This is a genomic window from Pseudomonas sp. MPR-R2A5, from assembly GCF_058793055.1.
In genome coordinates, this window is the sequence record NZ_JBXAFK010000018.1 from 78603 (window position 1) to 105409 (window position 26807).

Annotated in this window: 13 protein-coding genes, 1 tRNA gene and 1 pseudogene; 2 read left to right on the forward strand and 13 right to left on the reverse strand. The window is 59.7% G+C overall.

Annotated elements, in window-relative coordinates; translation table 11 throughout:
- Nucleotides 1-93 precede the first annotated feature (93 nt).
- The 6 genes and pseudogenes from AC1Q6I_RS14915 to AC1Q6I_RS14940 form a co-directional block, all read right to left on the reverse strand.
- Nucleotides 94-402, reverse strand: a complete 309-nt coding sequence (locus tag AC1Q6I_RS14915) for a DUF3630 family protein (RefSeq protein WP_024076596.1) — start codon at nt 400-402, stop codon at nt 94-96.
- Nucleotides 399-12962 carry a two-partner secretion domain-containing protein gene (locus AC1Q6I_RS14920; protein ID WP_102672938.1) on the reverse strand — a complete coding sequence of 4188 codons (12564 nt, stop codon included), beginning with the start codon at nt 12960-12962 and terminating at the stop codon, nt 399-401. The genes AC1Q6I_RS14915 and AC1Q6I_RS14920 overlap by 4 nt, the downstream gene beginning before the upstream one ends.
- A 33-nt stretch (nt 12963-12995) precedes the next feature.
- A complete protein-coding gene (locus AC1Q6I_RS14925; protein WP_024076598.1) occupies nt 12996-14717 on the reverse strand; it encodes a ShlB/FhaC/HecB family hemolysin secretion/activation protein in 1722 nt (573 codons plus the stop codon).
- 237 nt (nt 14718-14954) lie between these two features.
- Nucleotides 14955-15276 (reverse strand): annotated as a pseudogene (locus AC1Q6I_RS14930) (ParA family protein); the annotation flags it as partial.
- Between the two features lie 121 nt (nt 15277-15397).
- Nucleotides 15398-15473 (reverse strand) — tRNA-Asn (locus AC1Q6I_RS14935).
- A gap of 84 nt (nt 15474-15557) precedes the next feature.
- Entirely contained in the window at nt 15558-16445 is an 888-nt protein-coding gene (locus AC1Q6I_RS14940) for a LysR family transcriptional regulator (protein WP_024076600.1), read from the reverse strand.
- Nucleotides 16446-16545: 100 nt separating this feature from the next.
- Here AC1Q6I_RS14940 and lldD point away from each other — a divergent pair, with 100 nt between their 5' ends.
- Nucleotides 16546-17688, forward strand: coding sequence for an FMN-dependent L-lactate dehydrogenase LldD (gene lldD, locus AC1Q6I_RS14945; protein ID WP_024076601.1), 1143 nt, complete (start codon nt 16546-16548; stop codon nt 17686-17688).
- A gap of 281 nt (nt 17689-17969) precedes the next feature.
- On the forward strand, nt 17970-18896 hold the full coding sequence (locus tag AC1Q6I_RS14950; RefSeq protein WP_041160986.1) for a GGDEF domain-containing protein: 927 nt from the start codon (nt 17970-17972) through the stop codon (nt 18894-18896).
- 22 nt (nt 18897-18918) lie between these two features.
- On the opposite strand, the gene AC1Q6I_RS14955 is transcribed toward AC1Q6I_RS14950, so the two are convergent.
- The 7 genes from AC1Q6I_RS14955 to AC1Q6I_RS14985 all read right to left on the reverse strand — a co-directional run bounded on the left by AC1Q6I_RS14955 (nt 18919) and on the right by AC1Q6I_RS14985 (nt 26632).
- The gene (locus tag AC1Q6I_RS14955) at nt 18919-19689 is read right to left on the reverse strand and encodes an iron-containing redox enzyme family protein (RefSeq protein WP_205896045.1); all 771 of its coding nucleotides are present in this window, start codon (nt 19687-19689) and stop codon (nt 18919-18921) included.
- A gap of 78 nt (nt 19690-19767) precedes the next feature.
- Entirely contained in the window at nt 19768-22230 is a 2463-nt protein-coding gene (locus tag AC1Q6I_RS14960; protein ID WP_024076604.1) for an EAL domain-containing protein, read from the reverse strand.
- Nucleotides 22231-22301: 71 nt separating this feature from the next.
- On the reverse strand, nt 22302-24119 hold the full coding sequence (locus tag AC1Q6I_RS14965; protein ID WP_069076148.1) for an ABC transporter ATP-binding protein: 1818 nt from the start codon (nt 24117-24119) through the stop codon (nt 22302-22304).
- Nucleotides 24112-24747: a DsbA family protein gene (locus tag AC1Q6I_RS14970; protein ID WP_024076606.1), complete on the reverse strand. Its 636-nt coding sequence runs from the start codon at nt 24745-24747 to the stop codon at nt 24112-24114. Before AC1Q6I_RS14970 ends, AC1Q6I_RS14965 begins: the two co-directional genes overlap by 8 nt.
- A 3-nt stretch (nt 24748-24750) precedes the next feature.
- Nucleotides 24751-25692 carry an oxygen-dependent tRNA uridine(34) hydroxylase TrhO gene (gene trhO, locus AC1Q6I_RS14975; RefSeq protein ID WP_024076607.1) on the reverse strand — a complete coding sequence of 314 codons (942 nt, stop codon included), beginning with the start codon at nt 25690-25692 and terminating at the stop codon, nt 24751-24753.
- Nucleotides 25693-25810: 118 nt separating this feature from the next.
- Nucleotides 25811-26107 carry a BolA family protein gene (locus AC1Q6I_RS14980; protein WP_024076608.1) on the reverse strand — a complete coding sequence of 99 codons (297 nt, stop codon included), beginning with the start codon at nt 26105-26107 and terminating at the stop codon, nt 25811-25813.
- A 6-nt stretch (nt 26108-26113) separates the two neighbouring features.
- Nucleotides 26114-26632, reverse strand: coding sequence for a DUF2059 domain-containing protein (locus tag AC1Q6I_RS14985; RefSeq protein ID WP_010567461.1), 519 nt, complete (start codon nt 26630-26632; stop codon nt 26114-26116).
- Nucleotides 26633-26807: the final 175 nt, after the last annotated feature.

A 26807-nucleotide genomic window follows, 5' to 3' on the forward strand; every position in this document is an offset into this window, starting at 1 on the left:
CAACATACTGTACAGTGCCGTCTTCAGCCGTCGAAGAATATACAGCGGTCTTACCTGGATCAGGTACTACATCTTTTGCGCCGAAGGACTAACCTAGCTTATCAAAATCTCTCTTAGCTCCTCGACAAATCGGTCCCCCCCTTCACTTTGCGACTCCAAACTAATCATCACGGGAAAGTCTTCGTAAACCAATCGCAGGGACTGACCTTTTATAATCACGCCCCAAACTCTAGTATCAACAGAATCATTTTTACTAATGATACTGCCAGAGAACAGCTTAATGAACTCCTCCGCATAGTTAGGGAAACCTTCCCAGCCCACATCAGAAATCAGCTCCGCATACAACCTTCCAGATTTCATACGGCCAAGAGCATAAACGTTATCATCAATAAATCTCTTCATTGAAAAAGGTCTCCACCGCCAGCCCGAGTAGAACTTTCAATTATCTGATCAAAAGTTTTACCTTTTTTAACTAGATCATCAAATGCGGGTCCAATCTTGTTGCCATATCGCTCCAAGTTTCTTGCATCAATGACATCAAGCATTTCCGGAGGTGTATACTCCCTGTACTTCATTTTCAGCTCGTTTCTTGCGCCATATGCATACTTTGCAACGTCTTCTGCGCTTGCACCGCTAGCACGCATCTTGTCCACAGCCCCTTGTAAGTCGTAAACATCTTTAACATAGTTTTGCCGGACAGGCGGGAGATACCCGAAGTCTCCGTCAGCTTTAGATATAGCGTTATCCCAAGCAGGAGTCCCTTTTGCACCTTCCGCCGCAGCACCACCAACAGCAGCCTTCAGCCCCACTATATTCAGAAGCGCTTGCGCAAACCAACCAATTCTCTCTCCAGTAGTCGCTTTGGCCTCTGTAACCGGGTTAGTGACACCAAATGCCATCGAAAGCTGGCATCCAATGCCAATTAGGCCCATCCCACCGCAGCCTTCACTGAAAGAATCATCAGCAAACTGCTTAAGCGACGCTTTCAGGTCGCTCGCCATTTTCTCCTGATTCGCTCGTCCTTCCAATGCCTGTTCGACGGTCGCCGGCTTCAGATACCACTCGTTACCGTCAGCGGTTTTCACAAATTGATCTGTAACTACACAGAACGAGGTATAGGACGTCTTGCACATGACGATGTCGCCAGGTTTGTGATCCAGCTTGGAGTCCCAGGTCGCATCACTTGCCAAGCTGATGGTTTCGTCTTTAAGTATGCTTTGGGCCTTCTTGAACAAAGCCTCAATATCAGCCTTCAGTTTTGTGCATTCATCTGACGAAACTCCCACGCACGACGAGTTGTACTCCTTTCGCATTATCTCCAGGGAGGCGTCTTCGATCGGGTTCAGATGGTTGTTCTCGACCGCGTTTTTAGCGGTCCCTGCAGCGGCAATCGCGTTGTTCAAGCCTCCAGCGGCCAGCCCACCCGCCAGTCCTCCAGCCAATGTTGATAGAGCCGATATCGTCTGCTTTTCCGACTCGGTTAATTGATCAACAGGTTTATTCGGATACAACTGTTTGGCGATGTATTCACCAATACCTGCTCCCGCAGCGCCCGCCAACGCCGAGTTACCTTGAGCTTTGGCTAGTACCGCTCCCCACACCGCATGTGCCATCAGGTTCGCGACGTCGTCGTCCCCGGTAGCCTTCTTGATTCTTTCAGCCACATAGGGCGCAGCGGCGCCAGCCAACGCACCACCAATGTTCCCACCCAGGATTCCCTGGACAACAGCGCTGACCGCCTGAGACGCTTTCTTGAAGCTGCTACCGACGCCATAGTTCTGACTGACCTGTTGATCGATCTGATCGGGAGTCGGATTGGCGGTGCCCTTCTCCAGTAGCTGCTGACGTGCCGCCTTCGACTCATCACTGTTCGGATCCTTGGCGGCCTTCATCTTGGCCGTGGCAATTGCATCCGAGATGCCATTGACCAACTCCACAGAGCTACGAATCAGCTCCATGCGCTCTTCAATCGCCTTTTTGTCAGGGCGATCCAGTTTTTCGTTGGCATTGGCGGTGTCACGGTTCAAGCCAACCAGGTCGTTAGCTCCTTCGGCGTTACGTACAATGATCGTGCCTTCGCTGACCGCACTTCGGGTCTTGCTACTGTCCGACTCATTGAGCGACATGCCGAACAGGCCGCCCAAGGAAGCCGCCGATCCACCCGCCCCTCCATAACTGGCGGAACCGCTGACGCTGGCAGACGAACTCTCGATGTCGCTCTTGTTCTTGATGTCGCTGGTTATCAATCGGTCGGTGCTGAGCAGGTTTTTGTCGGCCGTCGCATCACTGGCAATCACTGCCCCTTTAAGCGTGGTGTTGGCGCCGACAACAATGTTGTAACCACCATTGCCCGCAAACAGACCGCTCTGGTCCGTAACAGCCTGGTAGTTACTTTTCATGTTGCCGGCGGAAAGGCTGGCCGATGCCGTCACCGGAGCGCCATAACAGATCGGCGGAATGCAGATACTGGCGCCCACACCCGCACTGCCCTGCTTGGTCTTCTCGGTTTCGGAGTCCTGGCGCGAGGTGATGTTCAGGTGGCCCTCAACCAACGCATCAATCTTGTTGGCTCGCACCTGCGCGCCATCAAGGGTGGTGTCTTTGCCACTGTGCAACGTCAGTGCACCGCTATCCAGCGTGGTATTGACCTGAGTGACCGAACTACCGTTACCCATGCCCTTGGCGATCTGGGCACCCAGGTCGATGGTAAAACCATTCTGCTGACCAATATTGAAGCTGGCGCCTATGGCCGTTCTGTTGTTGGAGTTCTTGTTTGCCCAGTCAGCGGTGTTCTGCGCACTTTCCAGAATGATGTCGTTCTTGGCGATCAGTGCAGTCTCGGCCGCCTTCAGGCTACTGCCGATGACATGGATATCACCTACCGTGCCCAGTGCCTTTCCCGTGGCTTCGATAGCAAGGGCCTGGCCTACGTTGAGCGAGCTCTGCTTGGCCGTCTGGCTTTCATATTCGCTAGTACTTTTACTGTGGGTCAGCGCTGTTTCAGTACCGATTTTTATTAATGAGCCATTGCTGGAACCGCCTTTGTTGTTGGCGTAGTCCTTGATGCCCTCGGAAACCGAATCACTCATACCGTTCAGGTTGTAAGCAGCCAGCGCGGCCTGCGCCAGCTTCACAGCCTTGAGTTTGGGGTCATCGGCGTTGTTCGCCGCCTTGATGGCGCCACGGATGGAGTTGAAGGTATCCACGACAGCGCCGCCAACCACTCGGCCCACTGCCAGGCTGCTGGACTTGTCGGTACTGCTCTGGCTGGCGCTTTCCATGCCAGCGGCAATGTTGACGTTGGCCCCCGTCAGGTTCATGTTTTTGGTACTGACCAGATCGCTGGCGATTACGCTCAGCTCACGCCCTGCAGTGAGCACAACATTGCCCTGGCTCGAACCGACGGTGCTGCCGGTCAATGTGGTCTGAGCGGACTGACCGGTATGGTTCTGGCTGCTGATGGACAGATGCTGATTGCCGGTGATGTCATCAATGCCCAGGTTGTTGGCCGTCAGCACACCGGTCAGGTCTCGATTTTTCTGCTTGTGCATTTCACTGTGAGTGAACGTGTTTTGCGCCGCATCAATCACCAGGTCACGACCGGCCTGCACCTTCAGGTCCTGGGTACTGACCAGTCCGGAGCCTCTCACCGTGACATCATGCAGAGCCGCCACATCCACGGTGTTACCCGAGATAATGCTGCCCCTTGCCATGGTCTGCGTCTCAGAAACCGCATCCTGAACCTTGCTCGACTTCAACCCACCCCAGCTGCTTTTGCTCTTGCTGCTTTCATGCCGAGCACTATTGGAATCGGTGACCGCAACAATCTGCACATCATGACCGGCGACTAGCTTGGCTGCGCCCTTGTCGGCGGCGACCTCACTGCCCTTGACGATGAGATCATTACCCGCAACCAGCGTGCTGTTCATCCCACTGGTGACCGAGCTGGCCATATTGGTGGTACTGGCGATCTCATCCAGTCGACTCTTTTTACCCGACGAGCTTTTCTTGACCTTACTGTAGAAGCTGTAGTCTTCATTGGCCGCCGCTTGCAACGTCAGGTTGGCGCCCGCACTCAGGTAGGCCTCATTCCCTGCACTGACCTTGCTGGCTATCAACCCCAAGTCCTTGCCAGCTGCCAGCACCACATTGCCACCCGCCGAAACACTGGTCGCGACTTGCTGGGTGTGATCCTCCTGACTCGTCACCTTCTTGGTCTTACCATACGAATGCTGCTCATCCGCCGCCGAAGCCAGGGTCAGATCACCCACCGCACTCATGCTCACATCGCGCGTGGCAGCAAGCCGACTGGCAATCGCGGTGACATCGCGGCCAGCGCTGACTTTCAAGTCCTGCCCGGCATCGACGGTCGAGCCGTATTGGGTAATGCCCTGACTCGTATACAAACCACGCACGCCGCTGGTGACTTGTTCAGCAGAGACAAGGTTGACGTCACGTCCGGCACTGATCGTGGTGTCCTTGCCGCTTTTGAGCGCGCCGCCGGCGTTGTTGACGTCTCGCCCGGCGTTGACGTTCAGGCCGTTGGCGGCTTCGATGCGGGCGGCGTTATCGACGAAGTCAGTGCGTTCGGCTCGGTAGCTGCTGCCGCTTTCGTGGGTGGTAACCGTGCGTTCGTTGATCACGTCGCGGCCGGCCGTCAGTGAGACGTCGCGGCCGGCGATGACACCGCCTGCCTTGTTGATCAGGTTGTTGCCGGCCAGCAGGTCGAGACGATTGCCCGCTTCGACCAGACCGCTGTTCACCAGGTCGTTGCCAGCCGTCGCCGACAGGTTGTTGGAAGCTTTCAACGTGCCGGCGTTGCTCAGGTCCTTACCAGCGATCAGGGTTACGTCGCTGCCTTGGATAAGGGCGCCGTTGGCGGCCAGGCGATTGTTGGCGTTGGCCAGGTACAGCACCGGCACCAGCACTTGCTCGCCGTTCACCTCGGCGTTTTCCATCCAGACAATGTCGTGGGTCAGTGCCGCGACCTGTTCGGAGGTCAGGGAGACGCCCAATTGCAGGTTCAATTCCTGTTTGCTGGCGACGGCGTTGTTCATCAGGTACTTGAACATGCCCTCGTCGGAGGTCTGGCCATCGATGAAGCGCTGGCCGGTTCGGGCGACTACGGCTTGCTGAATCAAGTTCTGTTCGTAGAAACCGTCACCCAGGCGCTTGGCGCTTTGGTCCGGGTTGTAACCGAGGTTGGACAACAGGTAGTCCGAGCTCATGAACTGCTTGAGGTCGGTGAGTACCGGGTTGGTTTCGATCAGGTATTTATGGGGGGTGGACTGACCGCTGCTGGCGGGCAAGCCCTGGACGCGATTAATGGTAAATGCCGTGGACCGGCCTGGCAGTGCAGAACCCTCAGCGCTGGCAGCCGGTGGGCTGACGTTAATCGCGCTGGCTCCCACGTTGACGTTTGACGCCTGATGACCTGCCGCAGTCAAATCTACGCCGCTGGCCGCAGCCTGAGCGTCGTTGCCCAGTTGAATGTTCGGGGGCTGGACGCTGGGCAGCACTTGCTGACGCTGGGTCGGGCTGACGCTGGCGCTGCCCATGGTCCAGCTTTGCGGGCCGCTGGCCACTGGAGTACTGCTGCCTTGACCACTCAGGCGGAACAAACCGTTCTGCCCGGTGGGCAGTGCGAAACCCGGTAAGGTCAGTGGATTCACCTGCTGCTGGGCGAGGTTCGGTGGCAGCTGTTGATTGACTGTAACTCGCGTCGAAAACGCCCCCGCGCCGCTGGCGCCGGCACTGCCGGTGGTGGTTTTCGCACCCGCACCTACATAGGTGAAACCGGGCCGCGCCACACGGTTGTCGATACCGTCCTGGGCCTTTATGTTCACCGCGCCTGCCGCCTGAATCACGGCAGCGTAGGTCTGGTCACCCGTGCTGATCTTGGTGACCCGGCGCAACACCGTGCGCTCTTGCTCGGTCATGCCGATAAACGAGGACATGGCGCCAACCAGGCCGCTCAGGTCTTTGGGGTTGTAGCCCGCGCCGCCAATGGCATAGCGGTTGTTGAACGCCGCCGCAGCGTCGTACCACATACCGGCATTGCGGGTGCGCTCGGACACGAACAGCCGCCAGGTTTCGGTTTCGCCGGTTTCAACGCCGCTGTTGGTCAGGTTGTTGGCGGTAATGTTGAGGTTGCCGGCAGCACCGATGGTGCTGCTGGCATTGAGTACATCACCGCCTGCGATATTGAGGTTTTTCCCAGCGGTGATGCTGGAACCGGCGCTGGCAGCGGTCACCTCGAGTTTTTCGCGTTGGTCGATCTGCCACAGGTGGTTTTGCTTGCCGCTGCAGTCACCCGCATAGTTCGGGCTTTCTATGCACGGATACTCCGTGATGGAGGCGGTGTAAATGCCACCGGCACTGGTGGTCAGCACGGCACGCACGTTCTGAAGCGTGCTGGCGGCCAAGCTCAGGTTGCCATCGCTCTGGATGCTCGACGAGCTGTTGATCACGCTGGTTGCCAGACCGCCCTGCCCGTCGCGGTCGATGCTCAGGTTGCCCAGGCTGTAGATATCGGCGTAGCTGTTGTTCAGTGTGTCGAGGCGCAGGCTCATGTCGGCGCCGCTGAAGATCAGGCCGTGGTCGTTGACCAGCGCGCCAGTGGTCACGGTCAGCCCTTGACCGCTGCCCAGCGTGCCCTGGTTGTTGATGCCCCCGGCGTTGACGATCAGGTTGGTCGCCGAGGTCAGGCGACCGACGTTGTTCAGCTGGCCGCCGACTGACACCGTAGTGTCTCCGCCGCCGGCGATGCTCGAAGGGGCGTTCAAGCTCACTTGCCCGGCACTCAGCCCGAGTGTCCCAAGGCTACTGAGCCGGCCATTGCCTGCGTATGTGCCACCGAGGTTCAGGTTCAGCGCACCGTCACTGGCGATCAGGCCATCGTTGGTCCAATTGCCGCCGCTACCGACGAGGCTGGTGGACGCCAACAGCTGGCCACTGGCGGTCTGGGTGAAGTTATTGACGTTGACGTTCAGGCGCGCGGCCTGGATGACGTTGCTGTTGCTCCAGCTGTCGGCGTTAAGCGTCAGGCCGCCGCGAGTGACGATCGAGCCGCCGGCGCCCGTGACGTTGGCGGTAGAGATGTCGAACGTGCCGTCGCCCACATGCAGCAAGCTGCCGCCATCATTGAGAAAGCTTCCTGCCGCCAGGCTCAGGTTGGTGTTGGCGCTTTCCAGGGTGCCATTGCGGTTGTCAAACAGCCCGCCAATCTGGAAGTCGGTATTACCGCTGCCGCCCAGAACACGCAGTTGGCCGGTCTGGTTATCGAGGCTCGCGGCCTTGATTGCCAGGGTGCTGTCGCTTTCGATGATGCCCAGCCGGTTGTTCAGTGCGCCACTGAGGTTGAGGTCGATCTGCTGACCGGCAATCTGGCCATCGTTGTCGCCGCTGTTGTCAAAATCGTTGCCGGTGACGTTGATCTTGCCTTTGGCGTACAGGCCACCGTTACGGTTGTCGAAGTTGCCGGTGGTGATGATCGCGTCACCGCTTTGCGCCGACACTCGCCCGCCGTAGTTATCGATGCCACCCAAGGCGGTCAGGTTCAAGCGCTGTGCCTGGGTCACGCCACCCTGACGGTTATTGTTCAGGTCATAGCCATTTTTCAGCACGCCGGTGAGCTGAGCAGTGAAGGCCGATTGCAGGCTGGAGAGCACGCCGCCGCGGTTATCGACATTGCCGGCGGAGACGCTCAGGTCGCCGGTCTTGGCGATGATCCGGCCACTCTGGTTATTGATATCCGCGCCTGTGGTAAGGGTCAGCGCCCCCTGACTTTGCAGCGTGCCTTTGCCATTGCTGAGGCTGCCGGCCTGGACTTGCAGGTCACCGCCCTGGCTGTAGATCAGGCCGTCGGCGTCGTTCTGCACCACGCCCGGTGTAGTGATCGTCAGCAGATCGTTAGCCGCAACGGTGCCCCGATTACGGTTGTCCAGGCCGCCAGTGAGCAGCGTCATCAAGCCTTGGCTGGCGAGCTGGCCGCCCTGGTTATCGATTTGCGTGGAGCGCTGAACCAGCAGCGGGCCGACGCTGGCCAGTTTGCCATTGGTGTTGGTCAGCACGCCGAGCAAGTCGAGGGTCACTGCCGCGTTGCCGACCAGATTGCCACCGGTGTTATCCAGCGCGGTGCCGGTGAAGCTAAGGCCCTGCTGGGCGTTGACGGTACCGCCGGCATTCCCTAGCGTCATCGCCTGAATCACCAACGCCGCATCGCTGTCGATCAAACCGCCTTGGGCGTTTGTCAGCAGACCGCTGAGGGTCAGGGTCTGGGCGCCGCCACTGGAGATCACACCACCGTTGCTGTTATCCAGGTCCACGGCGTTGAGACTGAGGTTTTTGCGGCTGACGATTGCGCCTTCGCCGCTATTGAGTACCGCACCGCTGACCGCAACGGAAACATCGCCATCGCGGCTCGACAGCGTACCTTTGTTGCGGTTATCCAGGTGGTTGCTGGTCAGGCTCAGGCCCTGCCAGCCGGACAGCAAGCCACCGAGGTTTTCCACGGCGTCGGCATTCACTGTCAGCACGTTGCTGCTGATCAGCTTCCCACCCGTGTTGTCGAGTGCCCGCGTGCTGAGGTCGAGGCTTTGCGTGCTGGAGATTTCGCCGTTGCGGTTACTCAGGTCGCGTAAGTGCTGAATGCTCAACACGCCGGCGGTGGTGATCAGGCCGCCGCTGTTGTCCAGGTCTGCTGTGGCCGCACCAAAATCGATGGCAATTGCGCTGCCCAACAGTGAACCGCTCTGGTTATTGATACCGCGGCTGTTAATGGTCAGGCCGTTGGTGGCGTTGATCAGGCCCTTATTCTGGTTATTCAGAAGGCCGTCGAGGTTCACGTCCAGATTGGCACGACTGGTCAGCGTGCCGCCGCTGTTGTCCAGGCTGCCGGCCTTGACGTCGAGTGTGGCGGCAGCTATCAGCCCTTTGAGGTTGGCCAGCGCCTGATCGACGCGCAGGGTCAGGGCCTGATTGCTCAGCAACTTGCCATTGCTGTTGTTCAGGCTGCGAGCCGTCACGTTGAACGCTTGGACACTGGAGATTTCACCGCCATCGTTGTTGATGTCGGTGAGATTCTTGAGCATCAGCAACGGCGCGCTGATCAACCCGTTCTGGTTATTCAGTTGACCCCGGTTCACGTCCAGCGTCAGGGCGGTGTTGCTGAACAGTTGACCGCCCTGTTGATCCAGGCCAGTGACGTTTGCGGTCAGGGCGCCGGAACTGGCAATTCGACCGCTGTCCTGGTTGGTCAGTTGGGTAGCCGTCAGGTCCAGCGTGTCGCCACTGTTCAGCCGCCCGTTGTGGCTGTTATCCAGCACACCGGTGTTCACGCGCACCGCACCTTTGCTGCTGATGCTGCCTTTGTTGCTGTTATCGAGGCTGGCACTGTTGAGCACGAGGCCGGCATCGGTAACGATCACACCGCCTTGGTTCAGCACGACGCCTGTGGTGGTCAGCGTCAGCGGTCCTGCCGCAGACAGGCTGCCGAGGGTATTGCTCAGGCTGGCTGCGGTCACGTCCAACCGGCCTTCAGCACTCAACAGGCCTTGGCTGTTGGTCAGATCGCCGGAGAGTCCGGCCTTGAGGTTTTTCTGGCTCAACAGCGAGCCGCCGCTGTTGTCGAGATCCTGCCCGATCAACGTCAGGTCAGTCTTGCCCGACAAAAGGCCTTTGGCGCGGTTGATGACATGATCGACTGTCAGCGCCAGCGCGCCCTGCGCAACTACCTGACCGCCATCGCTGTTGTCCAGGCTGTCAGCGCTGATCTGCATATCCCCGTCTGCAATCAGGGTGCCGCCCTGGTTGACGACCTGACCGCCTACCGTTACCCCGAGGGTGCCGCGGCTGCTGATCAGACCACCCGTGTTGTCCAGACGGGCGCTCTGCAGGTCCAGGGTCTGGGCGGAAATCAGGCCCTTGACGCTGGTCAGCCATTGTTCGAGGCGCAGGGTCAGGCCCTGATTGCTGATCAACTTGCCGTTGCCGTTATCGAGGTTACGAGCGTCTAGCGCGAATGCCTGGGCACTGGAGATTTCACCGCCCTGATTGTTGATGTCCTTGAGGTTTTTCAGCATCAGCAACGGCGCGTTGATCAAGCCGTTCTGGTTGTTCAACTGCCCCTGATTCAGGTCCAGGCTCAGGGAGGTTTTGCTGAACAGTTGACCGCCCTGCTGATCAAAACCGGTGACGCTGGCGGTCAACGCCTTGTCGCTGGCAATCCGGCTAGCAACACCGTTGCTCACCTGAGTGGCGCTCAGGTCAAGGGTGTCGCCGCTGATCAATTGCCCGGCCTGGGTATTGTCGAACACACCGGTTGTCACAACCGTCGCATTCTTACCGCTGATCTGGCCTTTTCGGCTGTTGTCGAGGATGGCGCTATTGAGGGTCAGGGTGCCGTCGGTACTGATCGAGCCGCCCTGATTTTTCAACACGCCCTTGGTGGTCAGCGCCAGCGCGCCGGCACTCGACAAGTTACCACCAGTGCTGTCGAGACTGCCTGCATTGACCGCCAGGGTTCCTTCACTGCTGATCAGACCGGCGACGTTGCTCAGGGCATTATCGAGGCGAATATCCAGACCTTGCTGAGTGACAAGGTTGCCACCGCTGTTGTCCAGGCTCTGTCCGAAAACCGTGGTCGCGCCCTTGCTGAACAGTTGGCCTTTGGTCTGGTTGATGATCTGTGCCACGCGCAGGGCCAGATCGGTACCGGCGAGGATCTTGCCGTTATCACTGTTGTTCAGTTGCGAGCCTTGCAGGCTGACATCGACGGCGCTGGAGATTTCCCCGCCACGGTTGTCCACTGCATCGACGTTGAGTTGCAGCGCTTTTGTGGCGCCTACCAGACCACCGCCACGGTTATCCAGTACCTTGCCGTTCAGGGTCAACGCGCCCTGAGCGACCAGTTCGCCCCCCTGGTTGGCGAACTGCGCAACATTGGCGATCAGATTGGTTTGGCTGGCAATGCGACCGCCGCCGTTATCGGTACTGGCGGCGTCCAGACGCATCGGCCCGACTGCGCTCAACAAGCCACCGCGGTTGTCCAGTTGAGTGCCCGTGAAATTGATCGCCGCCTGACTGTTGAGCAGCCCTTTTTGGCGGTTATCGAGTTGCCCGACATTCAGTTGCAGGTCATTGGTGGCACGTACGTTACCGGTGCGGTTGTCCAGCGAGTCGCTGCGCAGCGTCAGTCGGTCCTTGCCGGACAGGCTGCCATTACGGTTATCGAGGCTGCCAGTCTGCAGGTCGACCGCGCCTTTGGCGCTGAGGTCACCGTTCTGGTTATCGAACAGGCCCGCAATGCGGGCGGTCAAGCCGCCATCGCTGACAAGGCTGCCGTTATGGCTGTTGTCCAGGCTGGCGGCAGTGATGCTCACACGCTGACCGGACCCCAACACCCCGTTCTGGTTGTTCAGGGCGCCGATCAAGCCGATATTCAGCGCAACGTCACCGGTCACCTGACCATCGCTGTTATCCAGCGAGGAGGCATTCACCGTGGTGTTCCCGGCGCTGGAAAGCTCGCCGTTGTGGTTGTTCAAGTGCCCGACATTGGCCGTCAAGTCACCGCTGCTGGTGATCACGCCCAGGGTATTGAACACCTCATCGGCCGTAACCTTCAGCGCGCTGACACTCAGCGCACGCCCGTTGTTCTGATTGTCCAGAGTCTGGGCATTGAGGGTGGTGGTTTGTCCGCTGAGCGTGCCACCCTGGTTGGTCAGGGTCTGCGTTGCGTTAACAACCAGGTCACGACTGGCGATGATGTTCTTGCCAGTGTTGTTGACGCTCTGTGCACTGATGCTGACATCGCCCGTGGCATTACGGGTGTTATCGGCATTGACCCCGCTTTCGATGATGCCGTTATTGCGCAACTGGCCGCCGCTGGTGAGCGTGATGCGGTCCTTGGCGACAAGGTTGTTCTGACTGGTCAGGTCACCTTGGGTTTTCACGTCCAGGGTAGTGCCGGCGTAGACCGGCCCCTTGGCTTGCAGGTTGTCGGCCTTGATGTTGACCGCGCCGGCCGCCGCCGTATCAACCAGGCTAAGGTTGCCGCTGGCATCCAATTGCATATCGCCGCTGCTGGCGACCATCTTGCCGTCGAGTTTCACCCCGACACCGGCTTCACTGCTGACCAGCTTGATCGCACCGGCATACATGCCGCCCAGGGCCGAGGAGTCGATGGCCAGTTGCGGTTTGCTCGCCGGATCGGCGGCGCGGGCAGTCGCCTTGAGGGTTTTCGCGTCGACGTCATTGGCACCGGCAATGATCGTCAGGTTCTTGGCCTGGATCTCAGCGTTGATCTTGGCCGAGCGGGTGATGATTTCGAACTGGTCGACGTTGCTGGCATTCAGGCCGGCACCTTCAATGGCGACGCTGCCCTGGTCGACTTGGTAGCGAGTGATCTGGCCGTTTTCGATGACGGCCTTGCCGGTGGTCAGCGTGGCCTGTGGGGTGTTGATGAAGCCACAGCCGTCGCAGGTGACACCGTACGGGTTGGCAACGATCACGTGGGCCGATTGCCCCGCCACTTCCGTGTAGCCACGCAACTGGCTGGGGCTGCCGCCGTTGACCTCGTTGAGGATCACGCTGGCTGCTGTGCCGTTGAGGTTCTGGTTGCCGAGGATGATCCCGCCCAACTGGGTCGACTGGGTCCGACCGGTCGCGTTGTTGAGGATCACGCCCTGCTGGCCGACGTTGTAATCCTGGAATTGGTTATGCGACAGCCCGTTGCCATTGGGCGCCGCGATATTGACGATAGGCACGCCATTGCCCGCCTGACCGAGCGTCGTCCCCGGCGCGCTGACCACAATCCCGTCCGCCTGGGCCAGCAACGGTTGCCAGAACATCGCGTTGGCCAGCACCAACGCCAAGCCACGCTTGGGCAACCCCAGGAAGTTGGAACGACTTTTCAAGGCCGCAGAAGGTTGGCGCGCGAGGAAGGCGAACTGGCGAACGTCCATGTGTTTTCTCGATGCCCGAGGGGCAGTAAAAATTTAAAGAAAGAAATCCAGGCGGAAATAGATCGGCGCTTCACGTTCAGTGATCGGCCCCGGGCGTTCCAAAGAGTGTGCAAAGGTCACCGTGGCGGCGACGTTCTGGCCGCGCGCGAACAAGTCCACGGAGTTGCTGGTCATGCGCCCGTGCTGTTCGGCGTTGTAGCGGCCATGGCTGATCACGCCCTGGTCGTAGCCGAGGCTGGTGCCGTATTCGCTGAACACCGGCTGCATCCAGGCCCAGGTCACCGGGCGGCTCCAGCGCAGGTCGTTGCGCCAGTAGCCGCCGCTGTCGCCGGACAGGCTTTGATCCTTGTAGCCACGAATCGACGACTGCCCGCCCAGGCTCATGCGTTGCGGGCTGAACAGCACGTCTTCGCTGCGCTGGCCGGTCATCAGGCTGCTGAAACTGAACGACTCGCCCCACAGCTTGAACGGGTACAGGTAGCTCAGGGTCGCGGTGTATTTGCGATAGCGCGCATCGGCCTGGCCGGGGCGTGGGTTGTGGTTGGCCTGGGCGTCGAAGGCGCCGATGCCGTCCTGCATGCCCAGGTCGATGTTGAGGAACGAACCACCAATGCGTCGACCGTGGTTGATGCCAAACTGGGCTTCGCTGAGGCGGTTGCTGCTCAGGGCGAGTTTGCTGTCTTCGATGAAATTGTTGGTGCGCAGGTAGGCCACACCGGTGCTCAGGGAGGTTTTGCTCAGGGCGTCGCGGTGGATCACCCGCTCCAGGCGCAGTTGGTGGTTTTGGCTGTCGCCCGATTGCTTGAAGTTGAAGCCGCTGGCCTGGGCCAGCGAGCGGTATTCGCTTTCGCTGTAGGTGTAATTGAGGTTCCACCAGCCGAACGGCAGGCTGTAGTTGAGCATCGAGTTGCGCGAGGTTTTCTGGTGATCGCTGATCGCATCGTGGCCGCCGCGCAGCGAGAGCTGGTCGGCCAGGCCCAGCGGATTGTCCCAATCGAGGCTGGCACCCCACTGCTGTTCACCGGTGCTGCGTTGGCCGCCATTGTGGCGTGACAGGCCGACGCGCCAGGGTTTCTGCGGGGTGTTTTTGACCAGCACTTCGCTGCCGCCCACTTCCTTGCCGGGGGCCAATTCCATCTGCGTCTGGTTCGATGGCAGGCGGTTCAGTTGGTCGACCATCTGCTCGATCTCGCGCAGGTTGAGCAGAGCGCCTGGTTTGCCTGGGAAGCTCATAAACAGCTGGCGATCAGTGATACCGCTGCCCTCGGCGCCCTTCATGCCTTCCAGGCGCCCTTCCACCACCTGCACTTTGAGATTGCCGCTGGAGAGGTTCTGTTGCGGCAGGTAGGCACGACTGGTGACCAGACCTTTGGCCAGGTAGTAGTCGGTGATGACCTTGAGCAGATCATTGAGCTGCGGTACGCCGAGGCACTGGCCGATATAGGGCTTGAGCAGGCGATCACGCTCGCCTTCGGACAGCGCGTCGGCGCCGATGAGTTCGATGGTGTTGATGGCGAAGCAGCGGGTGTCCGCCGGTGCCGTCGGTTTGGCAGGCGCGGCGGCTTTGCCGGGCAGGTCCTTGAGTTCTTCGAGGCGGCGCTGTTGCTCTTCGAGCAGGCGATCCTGACGATCACGGATCAGATCAGTGACGCCCGGCGTATCCTGCGGGGTCGCGCCTTGAGCCGTCCCGGCGAAACCCAGGCAAAAAAAAGCGGACAGCAGACTGAGCCTGGTCCGGGGTACCGAACGCCACATTGCTAGATCCCTCTACATGGCACTATGCCATCAATTTGCGGCGATCTTATGGTGGCGTTTTATTGGCGTCAATTAAATGTATAACTTTGTTCAGCTGTGACACATGATCAGTTTCAGCCTGAAAAATTAAGCTGTTTAACATCATGTACTTAAGCAAAAAATCACAGAATCCCACTCAAAGGCTTCATGCGGCACGGTCGGCACCAGTAGCAGCACTTGAACACCTGCGCCCTGTAGGGCAGTCAGCATATCGGGGGGGGATGGGGAAGTAGCCATTTGTGCCCCAAGCAAGGCCATCTCCAACACAATGGAGCGTGCTCCTTGGGTATCGATCAAAATCAGATCAAAGTCCTGCTCGAAAGCCGGCAACAGGTTCTTGAGACGAAGGCACCCGTCAGCAGCATGGAACAACAAATTTCCCAGCTGATTGAACGGATCACTGGAATGGATCAATGAACAGGGTACGAATCCCTGCGTCGGCGCAGAACGCACCTAGATTGGCGCCCACCGTGGTCTTACCCCGTCCGCCTTTGGTTGAAACGACTGCTGCGACTTTCATGGTACTGACCTCTGAATCATAGGATCAGAGACGGCGTCATGCTGGTCACGCTGTGCGCTTTGATCACCTCGGAGAAATCCAAGGCAAAAAAAAGCCTGCATCGCTGCAGGCTTTCTCTATCTGGCTCCACGACCTGGACTCGAACCAGGGACCCAATGATTAACAGTCATTTGCTCTACCAACTGAGCTATCGCGGAATGCGCCGTATGTTACTGATTGAAAAGGAGAAGTCAAGCATTACGTAGCATTTGGCCGGTTTCATTCGGATGACCGGTGACGTCCTACTGCGTCGGGCTGGCCATTTCCTTGGCCAAATCCAGCCAGGCGCGTGCCGCCGGTGGCAGGTGGGCACTGGCGCGCCAAGCCAGGGCGATGTGCCAGTCGGTGTGGGGCTCGTCCAGGGGGATCAAGGCGATGCCGGCGTGTTGGTGCTTGTGCGCCAGCATGCGGGGCAGGAACGCGACGCCCAGGCCGGCCGCTACCAGGTCGACGATAAAGTCGATCTGGCCACTGCGGGCGGTGACTCGGGGCGTTACGCCCTTGCGCTCGCAGGCAGCCATGATCAATGCGTTCAGGGCGAAGCCGGCTTCGAACAGGATGAAGGGTGAATCCGCCAGGTCGGTGAAATCGATGCGAGTGCGCTGGGCCAGTGAGTGGCCCATGGGCAGTACCGCCATCAGTGGTTCATGACGCACGGGCTGGTAATCGAACCCCTCGTCCACCGGCAGCAGCAGGGCCGCCAGGTCGACCTCACCGGCTTCCAGGCATTCGCGCAGTGTCTTGCTGCCGTGCTCGGTCAGTTCGATATCGATGTCTGGATAGCGACTGCGATAGGTGGTGAACATCGCCGCGAACAGCACGCCACATCCTACCGGCGGCAGGCCGATGCGCAGCACACCGCGCTTGAGGCCGCGCAAGTCGTTGATCTCGGCAACGAGGTCATGGTGCTCGGCAAGCAGCACCAGGGCACGGCGGTAGGCAATTTCGCCGGCGGCGGTGAGTTCGTTCCGGTGGCCAAGGCGATTGAGCAATGGCGCGCCGAGTTCCTCCTCCAGGGTCTTGACCGCCTTGCTCACCGTGGATTGGGTCAGGGACACCACATCGGCCGCTTGGGAGAACCCTCCCTGGCGCACCACTTCGACAAAGGCACGCAATGTGCGCAGGTTCATCAGCATTCCTTTAGCGACTGGGTAGTAGTGATAAAAGTTGTTTTTATCATGCCAGATGTTTGCTTATCGTGGCGCCACCTTGCCCGTGGAGTCACCCTAAATGATCATCTCGTCTGCTGCCGATTACCGCGCAGCCGCCAAGCGCAAGCTGCCGCGCTTTCTGTTCGACTATATCGATGGTGGCGCCTACGCCGAGCACACAATGCGCGCCAACGGCTCGGACCTGGCCGAGATCGGCCTGCGCCAGCGCATCTTGCGCAACGTTGATAACTTGAGTTTGAAGACCCGCGTCTTCGGCCAGGAACTGGCTATGCCCGTCATCCTCAGCCCAGTGGGCCTGACCGGTATGTACGCGCGACGCGGAGAAGTGCAGGCCGCCAAGGCAGCGGCGAACAAAGGCATCCCGTTTTGCTTATCGACGGTGTCGGTGTGTTCGATTGAAGAAGTGGCCTCCCAGAGCCCGCAAGCGATCTGGTTCCAGCTCTATGTGCTCAAGGATCGCGGTTTTATGCGCAATGCCCTGGAACGGGCACAGGCCGCCGGCGTGACAACTCTGGTGTTCACCGTCGACATGCCCACCCCAGGCGCACGCTACCGCGATGCGCACTCGGGCATGTCCGGGCCGTATGCATCGACGCGGCGGATGTTGCAGGCCGTGACCAAACCGCAATGGGCATTGGATGTCGGCTTGCTCGGCCGCCCTCACGATCTGGGCAATATCTCCAAGTACCTGGGCAAACCCACCACCCTGGAAGATTACGTGGGCTGGCTGGCGAACAATTTCGACCCCTCGATCAGTTGGAAAGACCTGGAGTGGATTCGCGAATTCTGGAAAGGCCCGATGATCATCAAGGGCATCCTCGACCCGCAGGACGCCAAGGATGCGGTGAGTTTCGGCGCCGATGGCATCGTGGTGTCCAACCATGGCGGGCGTCAGCTGGACGGTGTGCTGTCCACCACCAAGGCGTTGCCACCGATTGCCCAGGCAGTGGGCGATGACCTGACGGTGCTGGTGGACTCCGGCATTCGCTCCGGGCTCGACGTGGTGCGCATGCTCGCCCTGGGGGCCAAGGCTTGCCTGCTGGGACGCTCGACGGCGTATGCGCTGGCCGCCGAGGGCCAGTCTGGCGTGGAGAACCTGCTGGATATCTTCGCCAAGGAGATGCGCGTGGCCATGACGCTGACGGGCGTCACCGCGATCGACCAGATTGACCCCACCACGCTGGTTCAGCCTGCCAAATAACCGGCGTCATACGGCAATGGCTGTTTTACGTGTTAAAAACAGCCATTGATTTATAAGGAGTTTAATTAAGTTAAACGAAGTGGCATGAATCTCGCTCTAACCCTTCCCACGCAGGTTAAGCGATGACAAGACGTGCGGCAGTGCCCAAGGGTTATAACCCATGACAAAGCGGTCTAAACTGTTTCCAATGTTTTACGGAACTGAAGGAACAGTAAGACGCTTGGCACTCGCCACTCTCATCGAGCCTGTAAGACAGCTAAGTGCTTAGAGGCCGATTGCTTATGAAAACACCCACCCAGACCCACGCAATCGACTTCGACACGGCCAAATTGCAACGCCTGGGCTTTGGCCAGCCAACCTCTCTGCCGCGCCGCCCCACCACCACTGTCCAGCTTCGCCAGCAACTGGGTCAGCAATTGCAGATCAGCCTGGAACCGGAGCGTATCCTCGGCCTGTTCTTTCGCGAGATCCAGCGTCTGGTACCCCTTGATGCCCTGCTGTACCGCCACCAGGCCAGTGATTTGCGCCTGGAGTTTGGTCATCGCGGCCATCATTCGGTCAGTTATGCCCTCAGTCACGAAGGCGAGCACTTGGGTGAACTGGTGTTCCGCCGCAACCAACGCCTGGTGGAAGAAGAGCTGAGCCAACTCGAATCCCTGCTGGCCACCCTGCTCTACCCGATGCGCAACGCCCTGCTCTACCGCGCCGCCACCCGCAGTGCGCTACGCGACCCGCTGACCCAGACCGGTAACCGCGTCGCCATGGACCAGACCCTGCAACGGGAAATCGATATGGCGCGGCGGCACCTGAACCCGTTGTCGTTGCTGATGCTGGACATCGATCACTTCAAACAGATCAACGACACCCATGGGCATGCGGCCGGCGATAACGTGCTGCGCGCGGTCGCCGCAGCGATCAAGGCCCAGTTGCGTAACGTGGACATGGTGTTTCGGTTTGGCGGGGAAGAGTTTCTGATCCTGCTGTCCAACACCGGCCGGGATGCCGCGGCGATGGTTGGCGAGCGTCTGCGCCAGGCGACGCAGGCCCAGGACTACTGGGCGGATGACCTACGCATCGAATTGACGGTGAGCCTGGGCTGCTCGACCTTGTTGGCGGGTGAGTCTGCCGACAGCCTGTTGCGCCGGGCCGACAATGCGCTGTACGTGGCCAAGCGCGAAGGCCGTAACCGCTTGGCAATGGCGGGGTAATGACCCCGCCATCACGCTGACCTTATGCTTCGCTGGCCACGCGAACCGGGCGTTCACGCACCGCCATGACCGCAGGTTTGTCTTTCTCCAGGCGCATGCAGCTTTCCAGGAACAGGTACATGTAGTCGTAGCTCTTGCACACGGCCTGGCGCAGCTCTGCCTGCAGCGCCTTGGTCGGGTTCATCCCGGCCAGGGTGCAGATGATTTCCAGCGCTTCCCACGGGTGGGCGTCATCGTACTGGGCGTGCATCTTCAGCCATTTCATCGCGCGCTTGCGGTCTTCCTCGGGGAAGGCGGCAGCGTAGACGCCGGTGGAACATACCACCGCGGACCACTCCCCGGTCGCCCCCTCGATTGCGTAGTTGGTCGCGGCAATCGCCACGATCAGCGAATCGGCCGAACTGGTGTGCCAGCACCAATGGCTCAGTGCATGCAACTCCGGCGGTACGTTCTGCGCTTGCAACTCTTCGAGGCTGACGCCATGGGCGCGGGCCCAATGCACCCAATAGTCGGCGTGGTTCAGTTCCACGCGAATGTTGCGCATCAGCCACCGCCGCGCCATGTCCTCTCCAGGATGACGGGCAAACTTGGTTTTGGTGAGGTTCTGTGCCATGTACAAGGCAAACTGTTCAACCACTGGCCAGCCACCAATAAGGTAATGGCGCATGGTCTTGGCGCTGAGCGTGTTATCACGCATGCGCTGGTACAGTTCGTGCTCGACAACTCGGCGCTTGCTCTCGCTACAGTCCTGGATCAGTCGTTGTGCCCAGGCGGGGTAACTTGAGGCTTCCATAAGCGGGCCGGTTCGGTTGAAGGTGTCGATCACTGTAAGGCTCCTTTTTAAGTGTGATTGTACAGACCAGCAAATGTTTCAGCGGAATGTGCCGGGCGCCTTGAATAACAGGGGCTGCGGCCGCACAGGTCGACACTGCAAGCTATCAGGGGTAAACAACTGCGGGCGTTCAATCACGTAGCCCTGAGCGTAATCCACACCAATCTCGAGTAACGCCTGTTCAATGAGCGGTGTTTCAACAAACTCGGCAATTGTGCGCTTACCCATGACGTGGCCGATGTGATTGATCACTTCGACCATGGCGCGGTTAATCGGGTCGTCCAGCATATCCTTTACGAAACTTCCATCGATCTTCAGGAAGTCTACAGGTAAATGTTTCAGATAAGCGAATGAGGACATTCCGGCACAAAAGTCGTCGAGTGAAAAATGGCAACCTAACGCTTTGAGTTCATTAATAAAGCGAATTGCACTACCCAAATTGGCAATAGCGCTGGTCTCAGTTATTTCAAAACAAATCATTTCCGCAGGAATGCTGTAAGCCGCGAATTTGTCACGTAGAAACCCTAGGAAATCGTCATCGCCAATGGTTATTCCCGACAGATTAATCGCACACATGGCCATGGGCTGGCCCGGACGCTCATGCATGCAGCGGGCGATGATCTTGAACACGTTCTCAACCACCCAGCGATCCAGCGAGGTCATCAGGCCGTAACGTTCGGCTGCCGGGATAAAGCTGTCCGGCAGAATGATCCGACCGGCCTCATCATGCAGGCGCAGGAGGACTTCGATATGTCCGTTACCGGGGTCGGTATGGCCCAAGGCTGCGATTTCCTGGGCATACAGGCAGAAACGGTTTTCTTCCAGGGCCATGTGCAGGCGCTGCACCCAGGCCATCTCGCCGAAACGCAAGGACAGCTCAGAGTCATCGGCATGGTAGACCTGCACGCGGTTGCGGCCCTTTTCCTTGGCCATGTAGCACGCCATATCGGCGGCCCGCAGCGATGTCTCCAAGGTGGTCGGCGCGTGTGAGAGGTGCACCAGGCCAATGCTGACCGTGGTCATGAACGGCCGCCCCTTCCACACAAAATGCAGGCTTTGCACGGTATGGCGCAGGCTTTCGGCGATTTTTTCCGCCACCGGCGCCGGGCAGTTCTCCAGCAAAATACCGAACTCATCGCCGCCCAGTCGCGCCAGCGTGTCACCCTCCCGCAGGTCCGATTGCAACAAGGCGCAGATGTGGCGCAGCAGTTCGTCGCCTGCCGCATGCCCGCAGGTATCGTTGACCAGCTTGAACTGGTCCAGGTCGAGGAACATCAAGGCGTGGCGCCCACTTTGCTGGCGCGCGGCCTGTTGCAACACCTGCTCCAGGCGGAATTCGAATTCGCGGCGGTTGGCCAGGCCGGTCAGGGCATCGTGGGTGGCTTGCCACGACAGATTGGCAATGTACTGGCGCTCCTGAGTCATGTCGTGCAGCACCAGCACCGCCCCGCTGACCTTGCCGGCGCTACGGATCGGCGCGCCCACCAGGGTCACCGAGACCGTGCTGCCGTCCAGGCGCTGAATGGTTTTGGAGTGTTCACTGCCACCGCTGAGCTGGCCTTTGGTGATGTGCTCGATCAGGGTAAATCCATCGGGCTGGGCATCTTCATCCAGCAAATTGAACAGCGAAGCCAGGGGCAGGCCCTGGGCCTGGGACGATTTCCAGTGGGTCAGCGCCTCGGCCGCCGGGTTCATGTAGGCAATGGCACCATTGACATCAGTGGTGATCACCCCGTCCCCGATCGATTCCAGGGTGATCTGCGCCCGCTCCTTTTCCAATTCCAGGGCATCGGCGAACGCATGACGCTGGCGCAGTAACTTATGGGTGCGCAGCAAAGCCAGGGCGATCAGGCCCAGGGCCGTGGCCAGGTTGGTAATCATCAACAGCCGCAGGATAAATCGCGAACCTTCGCCCAGGGCATCACTGAACGCCTTGGCCGCCGGCGTCACGCCGTCGTTGATGGCAAAGATCTGGGCTTTCCATTGCCGCACAGCGTCGCCGCTGACCTGGTGGGTGGTGATTGCGCGGTGCATCGTTTGGGCCAGGTCATCCAGTTGCACCAGGTAGCCATCCCCCACGGTCCACAACTCGATGGCTTTTTCCAGGTAACTGAAATGGCGAAAGTTGAGGTACAACCAGATCAGGCTGGAGACGTCATCCGGATGGTTGCCCCCCTTGAGGATCCCCAGGCGTGCGGCGGAGAGATCGGGTATGGGCCGGTCCAGGGCGATACGCAGCTCATGCCCGCCCTGGGGCACGGCGATGGCCTGCTGGTATTTGAGGAAGGTGGCTTCGTCACGATTGTCGGCGTACAGGGTCAGGTAGTAGATGGCGTCCTTCTGGCCTTTTGACCACAGGCTTTCGCCGGCCACATAACCACGCACGGCCGAGAGTACGTAGAGACTGACACTGCCCAACAATGCCTGGAACAGCACGACGGCGATAAATGGCCAGACAATGCCCAACAACCGTGGCGTTCCGAGAGTCCGCTTTTGCTTCATGAAGTCCCTTGCACATGCACAGCTGAAAACGCACGCGAACATCCGCTCCTGATAGCACAGCGTAGGCTAAATCAACGCACTTGTTGCAGGTGCCCGTAAAGTTTGGCGTACAGGCCGCCGTCGGCGATCAGTTGCTGATGGTCGCCATCTTCGGCGATATGCCCACCATCGAACACCAACACCCGGTCTGCCTGCTTCACTGCTGACAACCGGTGGGCAATGATCAGTGTAGTACGGCCACTGAGAAACCGCGCCAACGCCTGGTGCAGGTTGTACTCGGTGGCGGCGTCCAGGGCGGAGGTGGCTTCATCCAGGATCACCACTTTCGGCTCGGCCAACACCATGCGCGCAATCGCCAGGCGTTGCCGCTGCCCGCCGGAGAAGCGCACGCCTGAGCGACCGACGATACTATCCAACCCCATGGGCAGCGCCTTGACGGTCGCATCCAACTGGGCGATTTCAAGGGCCTGCCAGCACGCCTGGTCCGTGCGGCTGCGCCCCATCGTCAAGTTGGCCCGCACGGTATCGTTGAACAGCGCCGGGTGTTGCAACACCACCGCGACGTTCTCGCGAATGGTCTCCAGGCCGATTTCCTGCTGGGTGGCGCCGCCAAAACGAATGCTGCCAGCTTGCGGCGTGTAGAGCCCCAGCAGCAGTTGCACCAGAGTACTTTTGCCGCCGCCACTGGCGCCGACGATTGCCACCTTCTCCCCCGGCTCGATGGCCAGGTTCAATTGATCGAGCACCCGTTCTTCGCCATACCCGAACGTGAGGCCGCGCACTTCAAGGCCGACCGTCTCGCGCCCGGCAAACGGGTCTTGGCCGCCGGCATATTGCGGCTCATCGGCGCGTGCCAGCAGTTCGTTGATCCGCGTCAGCGCCCCGCCCGCCGCGTAGTAGGCGTATTGCAGGTTCAATAACTGCTCCACCGGACCGATCATGAACCACAGGTAGCTGAATACCGCGAGCATCTGGCCGATGGAGAGGTCGGAGAACAGCACCGTCAGCATCGCTGCCGCACGGAAGATGTCGATGCCGAATTGGAACAGCAAGCCACTGGCGCGGCTGGAGGCGTCGGTTTTCCACTGGGAGTGGATGGCGTAGTCCCGCACTTCCTGGGCACGCTGGCCGAGGCGCCCGAGGAAAAAGCCCTGGCGGTTACCGGCGCGCACTTCCTGAATGGCATCGAGGGTTTCGGTCAGCGCCTGGGTAAAGCGCGAGGTGCTGTCATTTTCCAGTTTCTTCAGGTGTTTGACGCGCTTGCCCAGCTGCACCGTGGCGTAGATCACCAGCGGGTTGAACAACAGGATCAGCAGCGCCAGTTGCCAATGCATCCACACCAGGATGGCCGACGTGCCCACCAGGGTGAGCATCGCCACCAGGAAACGGCTGAGGGTTTCGCCGACGAACTTGTCCAGCGTATCCAGGTCGGTGACCAGGTGCGTGGTGACCGTGCCGCTGCCCAGGCTTTCGTATTCCCCCAGGGAAATACGCTTGAGCCGTTCGATCAGGCGCACGCGGATGCGGTAGACGATGTCCTTGGCCAGCCGGGCAAACAAACGCGCCTGCACCACGTTGAATACCAGCGCACCACAGCGCAGGGCCAAGGTCACCAGCAGCATCAAGCCGATATACCCAGCGGCCTTTTGCCAACCCAGGGGCAACGCGTGGTTCATCACCTTGAGCGCGGCATCGCCGTGGCCCAACAGCACTTCGTCGACCAACAGCGGCAACAGCAGCGGAATAGGCACGCTGCACAGGGTCGCCAGGACGGCGACACCGTTGGCGATCCACAGGGATTTCTTGTGACGCAGGGCCAGGCGGCGGATCTCCGCCCAGGTCAAGCGGTCGACACGAGGGGTGGGCGTTAGGTCGGGCTGATCATGCACAGGCAGCTCGCTCCAGCCATCGGGCGAGCAGAGGCGACAGCTCGGAGAGCGGCTGGTAGCCATTGGTCAGCAACGCCAACTGGCCATTGCGCTCGGCCAGCAGCGTCGGGAAACCGGCGATCCCCAGGTCCTGTACCCAGGTGAAATCGGCGGCGGTAGCGGCATGCTGCTCGGCGCGGTCAAAAGCGCCGGCAAACTCGATACGCGGGATACCGGCCTCCTCGGCCAGTTCCACCAGCACACTGGCGAGGGTCACATCGCGCCCCTCGACATAAAATGCATGCTGGATCAGGCCCAGCAGTTTCCACGCGCAATCCGGCGCCAGGCTGCGCGCAGTGACAATTGCACGGCACGCCGGCTCCGTGTCGTAGACAAAACCGTCGGGCAGCGCGCCTTCGAACGTGAACGTCTGCCCGGTGGCGTCGGTGACCGCCTGCCAGTGTTCCAGGATATAGCGCCGGGTCGTCGGCTCCAGCGCCGCGCCGCTGCCGGTGCGCAAGCCGCCCACCACCAGGTGCAGCTCCACGCCGGCCGCCTGGGCCTGCTCAACCAGCGCCTGCGCCACCGGGGCAAAGCCCCAGCACCAGGAACACATAGGATCCATTACATAGAGCAGGCGCGCGGACATGGCTCAGGCCTCGGAAGGAGTTTGCTTGTAGTTGAAGCCGATCGGGTGCGGCATATTGCGGGCCTTGGCCAACTCAATCTGCTTTTGCCGGTCGATCGCGCTGCGACGGGTTTTCTCCGGCAGCTTATCCCAGCAATGTGGGCAACTGATGCCCGCCACATAGTGCTCGGATGCGCGGTCTTGCACGCTCACCGGTGTGCGGCAGGCATGACATTGATCGTAGTCGCCTTCGCTCAAGTCGTGGCGCACGGTGACGCGATTGTCGAACACAAAGCAGTCGCCCTGCCATTTGGTCTCTGCCTGCGGCACCTCTTCGAGGTACTTCAGGATGCCGCCCTTGAGGTGGTAGACCTCATCGAAGCCTTCACTGAGCATGTAGCTCGAGGCCTTTTCGCAACGAATGCCGCCGGTGCAGAACATGGCGACCTTCTTGTGCTTGGCCGGGTCGAAGTTGGCTTTGATATAGTCGGGAAATTCGCGAAAACTGGTGGTTTTCGGGTCTATCGCGCCTTCAAAAGTGCCGATGGACACTTCGTAGTCGTTACGGGTGTCGATCAACAACACTTCGGGGTCGCTGATCAGCGCGTTCCAGTCCTGCGGATCGACGTAGGTGCCGACCTTCTTGTTCGGGTCGACGCCTTCGACGCCCAGGGTCACGATCTCTTTCTTGAGCTTGACCTTGGTGCGGTAGAACGGCTGCTCGTCGCAGTACGACTCTTTATGGTCGATGTCGTCCATGCGCGGGTCGTTCTTGAGCCAGGCCATCAGGCCGTCAATGCCTTCGCGGCTGCCGGAAACGGTACCGTTGATGCCTTCTTCGGCGATCAGCAAGGTGCCTTTGATGCCATTGTCGACCATCGCCTGCAGCAGGGGCTCGCGCAGCGCAACGTAATCTTCGAGGGTGACGAACTTATACAGTGCCGCCACGACAATCGGTTGAGTCATGGGTGTTCTCTCCAGGTGGCTACCCTCGTAAGGGGTGAACCGGATGCAAAAAAAACGCGCCGGCTAAGCGGCGCGTTGCGGATTCTAGCAAATGCGAGGTGTCAGAGACACCCGGTCATCAGCCATGGCCGCCGGCGCAGGTCGGCGAGGCCGGGGCTGCGTCGATTTTCGCCCACTCTGCGGGCGTGTAGGTATGCAGCGCCAGCGCATGAAACTCGCTCATCAGGTCACCCAGGGTGGCGTAGACCTTCTGGTGGCGCTTGACGCGGTTGAGCCCCTCGAACTGCTGGCTGACCAGCACGGCCTTGAAGTGGGTCTGCAACCCACGGCTGTGCATATGGCTTTCGTCCAGCACGCTCAAGTGCTCCGGGGCCAGGGCGGCAAGTGCCGTTTCGATACGCTGTTGCATGGTCATTCCTGCTTACTTCTTCTTGGCCGGTGCGGCGGCTTTAGGCGTCAGCTCGTTGGTCATGTCTTCCAACAGCTTGTTCACCACCGGCACGGCGCTTTCCAGTTTGGCCTGGGTCATCTGGGCCGATTGCTGGGTCAGCTGCGGCATTTTCTCCAGGACTTTCTTGCCCAGTGGCGACTGGTAGAACGCAACCAGGTCCTTGAGCTCGGATTCGCTGAAGTTGCTGGTGTAGAGCTTGACCATGTCCGGCTTCAGTTTCGGCCAGCCGATGGCTTGGTCCAGGGCAGCATTGGCCTTGGCCTGGTAGCTGTCCAGTACGGACTGTTTGGCGGCAGGCGCCTTGGTCTGTTCGAAACGCTGGGCGAACATTTGCTGCACTTGCATGTACACCGGGGTCCCCAGCTTGTCAGCGTGGGCCAGGGTAAGGAAGGCTTCGGCACTGGCGTTGTGGCTGGCGGTATCGGCAAAAACCTGGCCGCTGGCGCAAACCAGAGCAACCGCGGTACAGATGGCACGAAGACGAGTCATCGAGTTTCCTTTTCTAGCAGGCGAGGTAAGACCCCAAGGGCGCCCATTCTGCGCCTAAAAAACGCCCCGGCTCAACCCCGAGCCTTAGCGGGCGCGGATTGCCGTGAGTGAATCCGATGAAAAGTCTTTTAGGGAACCCCCCGGGCCGATCACAGCCTAAACTGCGCAAACGAAC

Bases quoted from the DNA above. Each gene is read 5' to 3' on its own strand.
- AC1Q6I_RS14915 (WP_024076596.1), bottom strand. From the start codon at position 402: ATGAAGAGATTTATTGATGATAACGTTTATGCTCTTGGCCGTATGAAA.
- AC1Q6I_RS14920 (WP_102672938.1), bottom strand. From the start codon at position 12,962: ATGGACGTTCGCCAGTTCGCCTTCCTCGCGCGCCAACCTTCTGCGGCC.
- AC1Q6I_RS14925 (WP_024076598.1), bottom strand. From the start codon at position 14,717: ATGTGGCGTTCGGTACCCCGGACCAGGCTCAGTCTGCTGTCCGCTTTT.
- AC1Q6I_RS14940 (WP_024076600.1), bottom strand. From the start codon at position 16,445: ATGAACCTGCGCACATTGCGTGCCTTTGTCGAAGTGGTGCGCCAGGGA.
- lldD (WP_024076601.1), top strand. From the start codon at position 16,546: ATGATCATCTCGTCTGCTGCCGATTACCGCGCAGCCGCCAAGCGCAAG.
- AC1Q6I_RS14950 (WP_041160986.1), top strand. From the start codon at position 17,970: ATGAAAACACCCACCCAGACCCACGCAATCGACTTCGACACGGCCAAA.
- AC1Q6I_RS14955 (WP_205896045.1), bottom strand. From the start codon at position 19,689: ATGGAAGCCTCAAGTTACCCCGCCTGGGCACAACGACTGATCCAGGAC.
- AC1Q6I_RS14960 (WP_024076604.1), bottom strand. From the start codon at position 22,230: ATGAAGCAAAAGCGGACTCTCGGAACGCCACGGTTGTTGGGCATTGTC.
- AC1Q6I_RS14970 (WP_024076606.1), bottom strand. From the start codon at position 24,747: ATGTCCGCGCGCCTGCTCTATGTAATGGATCCTATGTGTTCCTGGTGC.
- trhO (WP_024076607.1), bottom strand. From the start codon at position 25,692: ATGACTCAACCGATTGTCGTGGCGGCACTGTATAAGTTCGTCACCCTC.
- AC1Q6I_RS14980 (WP_024076608.1), bottom strand. From the start codon at position 26,107: ATGACCATGCAACAGCGTATCGAAACGGCACTTGCCGCCCTGGCCCCG.
- AC1Q6I_RS14985 (WP_010567461.1), bottom strand. From the start codon at position 26,632: ATGACTCGTCTTCGTGCCATCTGTACCGCGGTTGCTCTGGTTTGCGCC.